This window comes from Allobosea sp. 10N428 (assembly GCF_056394545.1).
The window spans coordinates 314211-327228 of sequence record NZ_JBFTIC010000005.1; the positions used below are offsets into that span (position 1 = coordinate 314211).

A 13018-nucleotide genomic window follows, 5' to 3' on the forward strand; every position below is an offset into this window, starting at 1 on the left:
GCCCGATGCAGGCGCCTCGCTCATGCGCGGCCGCTAAGGGCCCGGCATGCGCATTCTTCTGGTCGAAGACGAACCGGAGATGGCCAGTGCCTTGCGCACGGCGCTCGGGCAACGCGACATGGTCGTCGACCATGTCACCACACTGGCCGAAGGCGAGGAAGCGATCGCGGCCGGCGTTCATGGCGCAGTGCTGCTCGATCGCAATCTGCCGGATGGTGACGGGCTCGATCTGCTTCCCCGCATACGCGCCCGGAAGCTGCTCGCTCCCGTCATCGTACTGACCGCCCGTGGCGACATCGAAGAGCGGGTCGAGGGGCTCGATACGGGCGCCGACGACTACCTGGCCAAGCCTTTCGTGATCGATGAGCTCCTCGCGCGGCTGCGCGCCGTGCTGCGCCGATCGGCGGAGCTGGCGCCGGACCTCCTGCGCATCGGCCGTTTCGAATTCGACTGGCGCAATCGCAGCGCAAGCGTGGATGGGCAGGTCCTCGATCTGCCGCGGCGCGAGCTGTTGGTGCTGGAGAGCCTGCTGCGCCGTCACGGCCGCACCGTCCAGCGCACGACATTGGAAGAAGCAGTCTACGGCTTCGATGACGAAATCCAGTCGAACGCCCTCGATATGCATGTCTCTCGTCTGCGCCGGAGGCTGAGCAATGCGGGGGCGGAGCTCGAAATTCACGGGATCCGAGGTATCGGCTATCTGCTGAAGCGGGTGGCATGACCTTCCAGGCACCGCGCGCCCATTCGCTGAAGTGGCTGCTGGTGCGCCGGCTGCTCGCGCTGCAAGCTGGTCTGCTTTCGCTGCTGATGGTGTCGATCATCGCCGCGCTCTATCTCGGCGGCCATCTCCTCAACTTCGAATCCGAAGACATTACGATCGACGCGTTGAAGGACGCAGTGTTGCGCGACACCAATGGCAGCCTGGCGATCCGCGAGACGCCGGAGCTGATCAAGCTGCGCGCCGAGGTGCCCGACCTCTGGTACATCGTGCGAGACCGGCAGGGGCGCCAGCTTGTCGAGGGATCTCCGCCGTCTCATTTCGCGCACATCGGCGATGCGCTGGATGAGATCGGCGTTGCCCGCCTGGGTTGGAACCTGGGGGACCCGCCGCGCGCGAACGCCCAGATGCGCTGGATCAGGAGCGCAGCTGGCGACATCCAGGTCGTGACCGGTCCCGGAGGCGAGGCGCCGCTCCGCTGGCTGATCCAGGGCACTCTCATCGTCTTCGCGAGCTTCGTATTGCCCGCGCTGGTCGTCATGGCCCTGGCGACCCTGATCGCGACGCCCATGGTGGTCAGCCGCGCACTGGGGGGCCTCGGCGCCGTTGCTGCGGAGGCGGAACGTATCGATATCGACCGCCACGGCACCCGCCTGCCGACAGTGCTGACGCCGACCGAAGTCACGCCGCTCGTCGATGCCGTCAATCGCGCCCTGCAACGACTGGACGAGGGGCATTCCCGGCGAAAGCGCTTCCTCGCCGACGCAGCTCACGAGTTGCGGACGCCGATCGCGATCCTGCAGACCCGGCTCGAGACCTTGCCGGGTTCCGCCGAACGCATCCGGCTGCTTGAGGATATTGCCCGCCTCGCCGTGATGGCCGAGCAGTTGCTCGATCTGCAGCGTTTGGAACGTGCTCCCGACGCCTTCGTCAGGCTCGACCTCGTCGCGATCGGCCGACGCGTCGCCATCGATCTCGCGCCACTCGCCATCAACGCCGGCTACGCGCTCGCCTTCGATGCCGAAGCCGAGCAGGTTGAGGTCATCGGAGACGCTGCGGGGCTCGAACGGGCGCTGGTCAATCTGGTGCAGAATGCCATCCAGCATGGCGGCCGGTGCGGCACGATCACCATCGCGGTAGGGTCCGAGCGGATCATCGATGTGATCGATGAAGGTCCGGGGATCGCAGCCGAACAGCGCGAGCGGGTCTTCGAGCCCTTCTCCCGCCTCGCCCATCAGGACCGGGGCGCGGGCCTCGGACTGCACCTCGTGCAGGGAATTGTCCAGTTGCACGGCGGCGCAATCGCAATTCTGGATCGATCGCGCGGAACCTGTTTCCGCCTGAGCCTGCCGATGCCGACCTGAGCACCTCAGGCTCAGCGCGGGCATAATGCTGAGATAATCAAGCAAGGCGAGATCTCCCGCAGCCCGGGCGTCTCGACAAGAGAAGACGGCGGGCGATGGAGATCGCGCCCGCATGGTTCTCAAGCCGCCAAGCCAGCCGACTGCCGGCTGCTGGAAGAAGGCACTCAAGGTTTTGGGAGCAATGGCGCTGTCTGTCGAACTGACGGCTTGCGCAAGCCCCTCCAATCCTCCCTCGAACTTGCCTTTGACGGAAATCACGGCGTCAATAGGCGCGCGCTCGTCGACCGCGCGTCCGGGAAGAACTGCCGTCGTGCTGGCTCTTTCAGGCGGAGGAGCCCGTTCTGCCGCTTTCGGATACGGCGTTCTGTCGGCGCTTGCCGAACAACCGGCTCCCGAGGAAACCGGCCGGACGCTCGCCGACGACATTGCGGTGGTGGCCGGCGTTTCAGGCGGCGGCATGCTGGCGGCCTATCTCGCGTTGCATGGTCCGTCAGGGATACCGGCCTTCAAGCACGATTTCCTCGACCGGGATTCAGAAGCGTCGCTGCGGACCGCCATCACGCCGGACAATCTGCTGCGCGGCTATCGCGGCGGCATCAATGACCTCACCGGCTTGGCGGCCTGGCTCGATGCCCATCTCTACCATGGCGCAACGCTCGGCGACCTCGAACGCACGGGAGGGCCGCGCCTCCTGCTGCACGCGACGGACCTCTATAACCGCGCACCCTTCTCCTTCGATCGCGCGAGTTTCCGCACGATCTGCAGCGACTACAACAGCTTCCCGCTATCTCATGCCGTCGCGGCATCGTCAGCCGTGCCGGTCTTGTTTGCGCCAATCGTCCTGGAAAACTTCAACCCGGCCTGTCCGCTTGTTCCGGGCGTCCCTGCGACGCCGGCAGCAAGTTCCGCGGTCGTGTCCCATCTTCAGGAAACGCAAGCGCGTTACGCGACGGCTCCTGACCTGCGCTACCTCAAGCTGCTCGATGGTGGCCTGGTCGACAACCTGGCCACCGATAACCTCATGAGGTCGATGCGCGGACCGGCACCGTCGCCGCTGCCGGTGGCGACCGCACGGGAGGTCAAGCGCATCATCGTAATCGTCGCCGATGCCTCCTTGCGTGTTGGCGGCGATATGTCGGCAACGACGGACGGCCCGGGTGCGCTGGACGCCATCACGGCATCGATCGATGCGATGATCGACTATTCAAGCCGAGCCAGTCTCGACGGGCTGGAAAGGGAGACCGAGCGCTGGCGGCAGCGCTTGATCCGCTGGCGTTGCAATGCCGTGCGAACACAGGATTGCGACAAGCTCGAGGTCAGGCTCGTAAAGCTGTCCCTGGCCGATATAAGCGCGCCCGAGGCGAGAGCCCGCATTCTCCGGCTCCGCTACAAGCTTTCGCTCAAGGCCGACGAGGTCGATTTCCTCTCCGGCCTCGGGCGCGACCTTCTCGCTGCCGGTCTCCGGCACGATCGGATCATCGCCACGCGGTGATCCCGATTGCGGAGCCCTATATCGCTGACCGCGCGGAGGGCGTTTGCGGGACCGCGGGACCGATCCCGCTATGCGTCTAGCGGGAAGATCGGGCGGCGCGCGCGGCGATAGGGTAGTTTGGTGAGATCGGGCGTGCAGAGCGCGCCACTGTCGCAGACGATGACCTTGCCGGCGATCGGCTCGAAGGCGGCACGGAAATGCTGCATCGACTTCAGCGCCACCACGCGCTTGGCAGCGGGATCGATCCCGAAAGCGCGGAATTGCTGGAGATCGTTCATCTGCGCGCGGATCGTCGTGACGAGGATCTCGACGTCGCCGACGCGCAGGACCGCGCAGGGGCCCCAGCTCGCATGCAGCCCGCCCATCATCGGCCCGTCGCCGACATAGTCGCCGTCGCTCAGGCTGACGAGCGTGCCGGTGAGCGCAAGCGGCCCCCCGCCGATCTGAGGGTCGACCTTGCCGCCGAGCCGGACGGATACCGACGAGCCCGGTTTGGCCCGGTGCAATTCGGCCGCAGCCTCCGGATCGACGATCGGTCCGAAGCAGGCATCCTTCAGATCGGCCGCGATCATGCCTTTCAGCAGTCCGGTCGCGTCGCCATAGCCGCCGCCACCGGGATTGTCGGCATAATCGGCGATGATGAGTGGGCCGGAAGTCGCGACATAGCCGGCCGCCTCGGCAACCGCCTCCTCGACCGTAAGGAACGGCGTGACCTTGTCGTGGCGGCGCTGCCACATATCCTCGACGAGCGCTTCGGCAAAGGCACTGTGGCGCTCGTGATCGCCCTGGCAGGTGACGAGGACGGTCGGGCCGACCTCCTCGATATCGGCGTTGCCGAAGCCGCCATTGACACTGACCGCGAAGACATCGGCCTCCTCCTCATAGGCCTTGGCCTTGGCGATGCGCTCGACCATGGGGCCGATGTCGGTGCGCCCGCCATTCACCTCCTCCAGCATCGGCCGCTCGGCGCGCAGCGTCACCGGCTTGATCTCCCCGGCCATCGTCCGCTGCATGATGTCGGCCGCCAGCCGCCCGGTCTCGCGGACATCGACATGCGGATAGGTCTTGTAGGAGACGACGATATCAGCCAGCTCCGTCATTTTCCGGGTGACATTGGCATGAGGGTCGAGCGTGATGCCGATCGGCACGTCGCGTCCGAGCACGGCGCGCAGGCGCTCCAGCAGTTCGCCTTCGCCATCCTCGCAGAAACCCGTGACCATCGCGCCGTGCAGGCCGAGCAGCACACCATCGATCGCCCCGCGATGCGCCTTCGCCGCATCGACGATGACACCGGCGATATGATCGAAGGCCTCGCGCGTCACCGGGCCGGAGGGCTGCGCGGCAGCGCTGATCGCATGGACCACCTGCCAACCGGCCGGGCGGCCGATATCGAGAAAGCCCGCTATCGGCGTATTGGCCTCGCCGCGCTCGGCGATGGCAGCCTCGCCCAGGCTGATGCCGCGGTCCTCGAAGGCGGACAGGTCGGCCGGGCAACGGCTGAAAGTGTTGCTCTCATGCGAGAACTCGGCGGTCAGCACGGTGAAGGTCATGGCGTTCCTCGCGGTTTCTTCTGCTTCTCTGTGGTGGCAGGCGTCAGCCGTCGCGCAACGGCCGGCGGATATCGAGCGCCTCGATCAGCGCGTCGCCGAACAGGTTGATGGCGATCACGGTCGTGGCGATCACGAGGCCGGGAAAGATGATGATCCAGGGCGCGATGAAGATCTGGGCGGTGCCGGAACTCATCATCGCACCCCAGCTTGGCACCGGCGGCTGGGCTCCCAGCCCGAAGAAGCCGAGCGTCGCCTCGAGCACGATGGCATCGCCCGTCGCCAGCATGCCCGCGACGATGACCGGCGTCATCGCGTTCGGCAGCAGATGCAGGAAGAGCACGCGGGCGGGGCTGGCACCGGCCGTCACGGCGGCATCGACGAAGAGCTCTCCTCTCAGCGCCATGACCTGCGCCCGCGTCAGCCGGGTGAACTGAGCGAGATAGGCGATGGCGATGGCGATCGCCGTCGAATGCAGGCCCGGCCCGAGGATGGCGATCAGGATCAGCGCCAGCAGGATCTCCGGGAATGACCAGGTCAGGTCGACGACGACGGTGACGGCCCGGTCGAACATGCCGCCGAAATAGCCGGCGGCGGCGCCGAGCGTCGCCCCCGCGATCACCGAAAGGGCGATGGAAAGCACGCTGACGCTGAGCGAGGTGCGGGCACCCTGGATGATGCGGGAGAGCAGGTCGCGCCCGAACTCGTCGGTGCCGAGCCAGTGCGCGGCCGAGGGGGGCGTGTTGGCGAGGCTGAGCTTCTGCGCGGCATAATCATAGGGCGCGATCCAGGGCGCGAAGATCGCGCAGAGCACCAATGCGAGCAGGAACAGGGCGCAAAGGCCGCCGCGCGGCGAGCGCGAGAGCCGGGACACGAGGGACGAACGGCTCATCTTGCACCCATCGCTTCGCGCAGGCGCGGGTCGAGCGCCGCCTGGGCAAGGTCGCCGAGCAGCGTGCCGAGCATCACCGCAATGGCGAGCATCAGGAGGCAGCCCTGCACCAGCGGATAGTCGCGCTGCCCGAGCCCCGTGATCAGCAGGGAGCCGAGGCCTGGACGGGCAAAGACATATTCCACCGTGACGGCGCCGCCGAGGATCCAGCCGATGCGCAGGCCGAGAATGGTCATGACCGGCAGCATCGCCTGCTGGAGCACGTGCCGGAGCTGGATGCGCCAGAACGGCAGCCCCTTCGCCTTGAGCACACGCACGAAGTCCCGGCCGGATATCTCGACCATCGCGGCGCGGGTGACGCGGGCTATCAGCGCCGTGCCGCCGATGCCGATGGTCAGAGCCGGCAGCACCAGAGCATCCCATCTCCGGGCGCCCGAGACCGGGAACCATTCGAACTGCACGGCGAACATCAGGATCATCAGCAGCGCCAGCCAGAAGCTCGGCAGCGTCGAGCCGAGCAGGATAAAGCCCATCACGGCCCGGTCGAACAGGCTGTCGCGGAAGGAGGCGGCCAGCACGCCCGCGGTGATGCCGACGGTCGTGGAGAACAGGAGCGCCGTGCCGCCGAGCGCGAGGCTGTGCGGCATGTTCTCGGCGATCAGCTGCGCGACCGGCTGGCGCATCACGATGGCGTCGCCGAGATCGCCGGTCACGACCTTGGCGAGCCAGCGCCCGTACTGGACGAGCAGCGGCTGGTCGAGGCCGTAGCGGGCGATCATCTGCGCTCGCTGCTCGGGCGACGAGCCGACCTGGATCAGATGCTCCAGCGGGTCGCCCGGCACGAGATGGATGATCATGAAGATCACCAGCGAGACGGCGAGGAACACCGGCACAAGCATGGCGAGCCGCCGGATCGCGAAACGCAGCAAGGGTCTCTCCCGTGTGCGGCCGTGGCCTGGAGCACCGGACCGAAAAGTGGGATCCACTTTTCGGAAGAATCCGATGCGGCAACAAAGAAATTGGTCGCCGTTATCGCGTCCAGCCGGACGCGGCGATCAAGGCTCAGTTCGCTGGGGCGATGTCGAGCATGGTAGGCCCGTAGAGCCCGGTGCCGCGGATCTTCCCGGGCATCGCGATGCGCTTGCCGTAGGCGAGGCTCTGCGCCGGCTGGTAGATCGGCGCGAACGCGTACTGCGACAGTACGTACTCATGGTACTTGGTGAAGTTCGCGACGCGCTCGTCCCAGGTCTTCGACTTGTTCATGGCGATGTCGTTCAGCCGCTCCGCCTCGGGATCGTTGAACATCGAGACGTTGGGATAACCGGCCCGCTTCGCCGCAAAGAACCAGTCGACGATATCGGCATTGGTCCACTGATAAGAGCGGATCGCGAGCTGGTGCTCGGTCTTCTTGCGATACTGCGCATTGATCGAGCCGGCATCGATGATGCTGATATCGGCCTGCACGCCGACAGCCTTGAGCTGGGCCTGGACGATCTCGACGAGGCGTTTGAACTCGGTGCCGTTCTGGGTCCAGAGCTTCACTTCGAGGCGCTTGCCGTCCTTGACGCGGATGCCGTCGGGGCCGGCCTTCCAGCCGGCTTCGTCGAACAGCTTCTTGGAACGCTCGGGATCGAAGGAGATCTTGAACTTCGGATCGACCTGCGACTCCTTCAGCGAAGAAATCAGGAAGGTGTCCGCAGCCGCGCCGTTGCCGCCATAGAGGCTGGTCAGGATCTCCTTCTGATTGACGGCGAAGGCGGTGGCTTCACGCACCTTGATGTCGGTGAATGGCTCGACGCTGGTGTTGATCGGCATATAGACCAGCTCGTTGCCGGGAATGGTGACGAGCTTCACCGCCTTGTCGGCCTGGATGCGCGGCAGGAAGTCGGTCGGGACGTTGACCAATAGGTCGGCGCCGCCGGTCTTAAGCTCGAGATAGGCGGTCGATTCCTCGGCGATCTCGCGGAAGGTCAGCTTCTTGAACTTGGCCGGCCCTTTGTTAGCCGACAAATCCGACGCCCAGGCATAGTCGTCGTTACGAACCAGCACGGTCTGCTGGCCCACCGTGAACTGCTGCATCTTGTAGGGGCCGGTGCCGACCGCCTCCGTCACGCCGAACTTGTCGCCGAGGGCCTGATAGGCCTTGGGCTCGGGAATGCACATGAAGGAGCTGGCGAGGTTGAACAGCAGGTTCGGGTCGGGATGCTTCATGTGGAAGCGCACCGTCAGATCGTCGACGACCTCGACACGGTCGACCGCCTCGACGGTGAAGGCGTTTTCTGTGCCCTTGAACTGCGGCACCCACCATTCGATCGTCCTGGCGTTGAACGGCTCGCCATTGTGGAACTTCACGCCGGGCTTCAGCTTGAAGGTCCACTGCATGCCGTCGGGGCTCGCTTCCCACGACGCAGCAAGCTGTCCATGGAAGCTCTGATCGGCATCCTGCACGACCAGCCGGTCGAAGATCAGCGTGGTAGCGGTGTTGAGCTTGGTCGCCTTGACCGGGTTGTAGGTCGGCGCGCCGACGAGGCGCGCGGTCATCACGAACGTCGCCTCCTGCGCTGGCGCGGCAGTCGCGGCGAGGGAGGCGAGGCCCAACGCCAGAAGGCTCCCTTTGATCATCGTCTTCATCCCGTTTCCCCTTATGTTTCGAGATGTTGCGAAAGGCTTGGGTGGTTCAGCCGAGAGGGCCTGAGCTGTCGCCGACATGGCCGGTGAAGCGGCCATAGAGCTCGGCCATCCGGTTCAGCCGCTGCTCGACCTGCGGGCCGAGCTCGACGAAGACCGCGTTGATCAGCAGATTGCTCAGGCTCGCCATTTGAGCGGTCGAGTCCCAGAACAGGTTGAACTCGGTCGAGACGACCAGCATCTCGTCGACGAGGCCGCGGCCCCAGTCGCAGAAGGAATCGGTCACGAGGGTGGTCGGAATGCCGGCTGCCTTCGCTTCCTGCGCCAGCACCTTGGCCATGCGCGAATAGCGCCGCGCCTCGAAGATCACGAGATGGCGCCCGGCCTCGCCCGAGAGCAGGAGGTCGGAGAAATTGCCGGCGGCGAGGTCGACGAGATGCACACCGTCGCGCAGATACTGGAGCTGGTTGGCGAGGTATTGCGCGAGGCCGCGCTCGGTCTGGAAGCCGGTGACGTAGACGGAGGGCGCCGTCGCCAGGCGGCGGGCAACCCGCTTCCACTCTTCGCTCTGGGCGAGTTCGTAGAGCCTGACGAGACCGGCGATCTCGAGCTGGAGGCTGCGCGCGAGCTGGTCGTCGCCGGCGAGGCTGCGCTGCTGGAAATCGCGCAGCCGGTCGCTGATCAGCCAGGGCCGGTCCCCGATCTCCTCGGCGAGGCTGCCCTTGAGGTCCTTGAGGCTCTTGTACCCCAGTGTCCGGCAGAAGCGCCCGACCGTCGGCTCGCTGAGAGAAACCTTCTCCGCCAGGCTGGCCGCCGTCTCGAAGGGCAGGCTCGGCAGCTGCGCCAGCATGTAGCTTGCCAGCGCCTTGTCGGCCTTGGAGCCGTTGGCGAGGCAAGCCTGCAATCTCTGGCGAAGGGTTTGAGACATCGAAACTCCCGGCGATGCCTCATCAAGAAATTTTTCTTTCACGCCGTCAAATGATTTTTATTTTCTTGCAAACCCTCGCCGTTTGAGGCTCGTCTTGCCGGTGCCCGCTTCGGGCGGATGGAGACGGGCATTCCCGCGCGATGAGCACTGCCATGCGACATGCCGATGTGATCGTGCTCGGCGCCGGAATCGTCGGTGTCAGCGTTGCGCTGCATCTGCAGGAACGCGGCCGCAGGGTCTTGCTGGTCGACCGCGGCGAGCCCGGCGCCGAGACGAGCCACGGCAATGCGGGGCTGATCGAACGATCCTCGGTGGTCCCCTATGCCTTTCCCCGCGACTTCGCGACGCTTGCCGCCTTCGCGTCGAACCGCTCGATCGCGGTGCGCTACCGCCCGGCCACGCTGCTGCGGATGGCGCCGTGGCTCGCTCGCTATTGGCGGAATTCCGCACCCGCGCGCCTGGACAAGCTGGGCCGCGCGATCCTGCCGCTGATCGAGCGCTGCATCGAGGAACACAACCATTGGACGAAGGCGGCCGGAACCGAAGCCCTGATGCGAAGCGGCGGCTGGATCGAGCTCTATCGCGACCGGCGCGGGTTCGAGCAAGCGATGAGGGCGGCTGCGGATCTGCAACCCTACGGCCTTGCCTATGACGTGCTCGATGACCACAACCTGCACCACCGCGAGCCCGGCCTGCTGCCGGACGCGATAACCGGTGCCATTCACTGGCGCGACCCTGCGACGGTGACCGACCCCGGAGCAGTCACGCGCGCTTACGCAGCGCTCTTCGCGGCCCGCGGCGGCATCGTGGCAAAGGCCGACGCGCAGGGCTTGAGGCAAGAGCAGCCGGGCTGGCGTCTACCGACCGAAGCAGGCGAATGGCAGGCATCCGAGGTCGTCGCCGCTTTGGGGCCCTGGTCGAAGGAGCTTTACGAGCGCTTCGGCTATCGCTTCCCGCTGGGCTTCAAGCGCGGCTATCACATGCATTACGAGATTGCGTCCCAGCTGGCTCCGCGCCACCCGCTCTGCGATGCTCGGGCCGGCTTCGTGCTGACGCAGATGCAGCGCGGCGTCAGGCTCACGACGGGGATCGAGCTGGCCGGGCGCGACCAGCCCTCCGACACCTGGCAACTCGATCGCGCCGAAGAGATCGCGCGAGGCATTATGCCATTGGGGCGGCGTCTGGATGCCGAGCCGTGGCGCGGTGCACGCCCTTGCCTGCCCGACATGCTTCCCGTAATCGGCCGTGCACCCCGGCATCCCGGCCTATGGTTCGCATTCGGCCACGCCCATCACGGCTTCACACTTGGCCCCGCGACAGGGCGGCTGCTGGCGGAGGCCATGACCGGCGCTCCGACCTTCTGCGACATGGCGCCTTTCGCGGCCGAGCGTTTCCTGGCGAAATCGCTCGGCTCAGGCGGGTCATGACCCAGCCTTCTCACTCTATGACGGGCGCCCCCTCCACGAGCTGCAGGAACACGGCGGCGCAGGCGAGGTAAAAAATCCCGACATAGATCACGGATGCCCCTCCGAGCTATTATTGTCTATCGAACCCGAATCCGTCCGGTCAGACTGCCATATCGGGGCAAAAATCGAATAAAATTCTCAAGCCTATCCCCGTTGATCGATGATGCGGCGCATCATGAGCCCCCTGCCGGAGGCAAGGCCGGCAGGAGACCAGGCTGTCGCGAATTTCGCCGAAGCCTCCTCAGGCCACCCCACCGATCGCCGCGCCGACGATGCGCCGCGCATCCTCCTGGATGGCCGCCAGATGCGCCTCGTTGCGGAAGCTTTCGGCGTAGATCTTGTAGACCTCCTCGGTACCGGAGGGGCGGGCGGCGAACCATCCGTCCGCGGCCGTTACCTTCACGCCGCCAATCGCAGCGCCGTTGCCCGGCGCCTCGTTGAGAATGGCGGTGATCGGCTGACCCGCGAGTTCCTTGGTCGTGATCTGCTCGGCGGTGAGGTTCTTGAGGATCGCCTTCTGGGCCGATGTCGCGGGGGCATCGACCCTTGCATAGCGGGGGTTGCCCAGCTCGGCCGTCAGCTTTCCGTAGAAGACGCTGGGGTCAGCGCCCGTTTTCGCGGTGATCTCGGCCGCGAGCAGGCCCAGGATGATTCCGTCCTTGTCCGTCGTCCAGACCGTGCCGTCCCGGCGCAGGAAGGAGGCGCCGGCGCTCTCCTCGCCGGCAAAGCCGAACGCGCCCGAGATCAGGCCGTCCACGAACCATTTGAAGCCGACCGGCACCTCGACGAGGCCGCGTCCGAGCTTGGCCGCGACGCGATCGATGATGGCGCTCGACACCACGGTCTTGCCGATGGCGGCATCGCGGCTCCAGCCCGGCCGGTTGGCGAAGAGATAAGCGCTCGCCGTCGCCAGATAATGGTTGGGATTCATCAGCCCGCCGCTGCGGGTGACGATGCCATGCCGGTCGGCATCCGTATCATTGGCGAAAGCGACGTCGAACTTGTCGCGCATGCCGATCAGGCTCGCCATGGCATAGGGCGAGGAGCAATCCATGCGGATCTTGCCGTCCCAATCCGCGGTCATGAAGCCGAAGGTCGGATCGACCTCCGTGCTGACGATGGTCGCGTTCAAACCATAGCGGTCGATGATCGGCTGATAATAGTCGAGCCCGGCCCCGCCGAGCGGATCGATGCCGATGGAGACGCCGGCCCTGGCAATCGCCTCCATGTCGACGACATCGGCAAGATCGGCGACGTAGCCGCTGATGTAGTCGTGCCGGCGGACATGCTCGCTCTTCAGCGCCCGCTCATAGGGGATGCGGCTGATCCCGGCGAGCTTATCGGCGATGAGGGCGTTGGCCTTCTTCTCGATCCAGCCGGTGGCATCAGTGTCGGCCGGGCCGCCATGCGGCGGGTTGTACTTCAGGCCGCCATCGGCCGGAGGGTTGTGCGAGGGCGAAATGACCACGCCATCTGCTTTGCCGGAGGTGCGGCCACGATTGTAGGTCAGGATCGCGTGCGAGATCACCGGCGTCGGCGTAAAGCCGAGCTTGTCGTCGATCACCGTGGCCACGCCATTGGCAGCGAAGACCTCCAGCACCGTTTCGAAAGCGTTGCGCGAAAGCGCATGGCTATCAATCCCGAGGAAGAGCGGCCCGTCTATGCCCTGCGCCTGGCGATAGAGGCAGATCGCCTGGGCGATGGCGAGAATATGGGCCTCGTTGAACGACAGCGAGAAGGCCGAGCCACGATGGCCGGACGTGCCGAAAGCCACCTGCTGAGAGCGCTGCGACGGGTCTGGCCGCTCGAAATAGGCATTGTTGAGAGCCGCCACATCGACGAGCATGCCCGGCTCCAGCCGCTTTCCCGCAAATGGACTGACATCATTGGACATGCTGTATCTCTGAAATCCGTTCGAGGGTCGTTGCGTGCGGCAGAAGAATCGCCAGACGCCAACCGGCGCCGGTAGAGACTCCCCGGGGT

General features: G+C 65.7%; 10 protein-coding genes. 4 read left to right on the forward strand and 6 right to left on the reverse strand.

Annotated features, from left to right (window positions below; all coding sequences use genetic code 11):
- Nucleotides 1-46: 46 nt before the first annotated feature.
- From AC1DDA_RS17895 to AC1DDA_RS17905, 3 genes are all read left to right on the forward strand, one after another.
- Nucleotides 47-721, forward strand: a complete 675-nt coding sequence (locus AC1DDA_RS17895; protein WP_476796736.1) for a response regulator transcription factor — start codon at nt 47-49, stop codon at nt 719-721.
- The gene (locus AC1DDA_RS17900; RefSeq protein WP_476796737.1) at nt 718-2082 is read left to right on the forward strand and encodes a sensor histidine kinase; all 1365 of its coding nucleotides are present in this window, start codon (nt 718-720) and stop codon (nt 2080-2082) included. The genes AC1DDA_RS17895 and AC1DDA_RS17900 overlap by 4 nt, the downstream gene beginning before the upstream one ends.
- A gap of 310 nt (nt 2083-2392) precedes the next feature.
- The gene (locus AC1DDA_RS17905) at nt 2393-3574 is read left to right on the forward strand and encodes a patatin-like phospholipase family protein (protein WP_476796738.1); all 1182 of its coding nucleotides are present in this window, start codon (nt 2393-2395) and stop codon (nt 3572-3574) included.
- A 68-nt stretch (nt 3575-3642) separates the two neighbouring features.
- Here the strand turns inward: AC1DDA_RS17905 and AC1DDA_RS17910 are convergent, their stop codons facing one another.
- The 5 genes from AC1DDA_RS17910 to AC1DDA_RS17930 all read right to left on the reverse strand — a co-directional run bounded on the left by AC1DDA_RS17910 (nt 3643) and on the right by AC1DDA_RS17930 (nt 9569).
- Entirely contained in the window at nt 3643-5124 is a 1482-nt protein-coding gene (locus tag AC1DDA_RS17910; RefSeq protein WP_476796739.1) for a M81 family metallopeptidase, read from the reverse strand.
- A 43-nt stretch (nt 5125-5167) separates the two neighbouring features.
- Complete coding sequence (locus AC1DDA_RS17915; protein ID WP_476796740.1) at nt 5168-6013, reverse strand: ABC transporter permease; 846 nt, start codon at nt 6011-6013, stop codon at nt 5168-5170.
- Entirely contained in the window at nt 6010-6942 is a 933-nt protein-coding gene (locus AC1DDA_RS17920) for an ABC transporter permease (RefSeq protein WP_476796741.1), read from the reverse strand. Before AC1DDA_RS17920 ends, AC1DDA_RS17915 begins: the two co-directional genes overlap by 4 nt.
- A 133-nt stretch (nt 6943-7075) precedes the next feature.
- Nucleotides 7076-8635, reverse strand: a complete 1560-nt coding sequence (locus tag AC1DDA_RS17925; RefSeq protein ID WP_476796742.1) for an ABC transporter substrate-binding protein — start codon at nt 8633-8635, stop codon at nt 7076-7078.
- Between the two features lie 55 nt (nt 8636-8690).
- A complete protein-coding gene (locus tag AC1DDA_RS17930; RefSeq protein WP_476796743.1) occupies nt 8691-9569 on the reverse strand; it encodes a MurR/RpiR family transcriptional regulator in 879 nt (292 codons plus the stop codon).
- A gap of 152 nt (nt 9570-9721) precedes the next feature.
- Here AC1DDA_RS17930 and AC1DDA_RS17935 point away from each other — a divergent pair, with 152 nt between their 5' ends.
- Nucleotides 9722-10996, forward strand: coding sequence for an NAD(P)/FAD-dependent oxidoreductase (locus AC1DDA_RS17935; protein WP_476796744.1), 1275 nt, complete (start codon nt 9722-9724; stop codon nt 10994-10996).
- A gap of 280 nt (nt 10997-11276) precedes the next feature.
- Here AC1DDA_RS17935 and pgm read toward each other — a convergent pair whose 3' ends face one another.
- Complete coding sequence (pgm, locus tag AC1DDA_RS17940) at nt 11277-12929, reverse strand: phosphoglucomutase (alpha-D-glucose-1,6-bisphosphate-dependent) (RefSeq protein WP_476796745.1); 1653 nt, start codon at nt 12927-12929, stop codon at nt 11277-11279.
- Between the last annotated feature and the right edge of the window lie 89 nt (nt 12930-13018).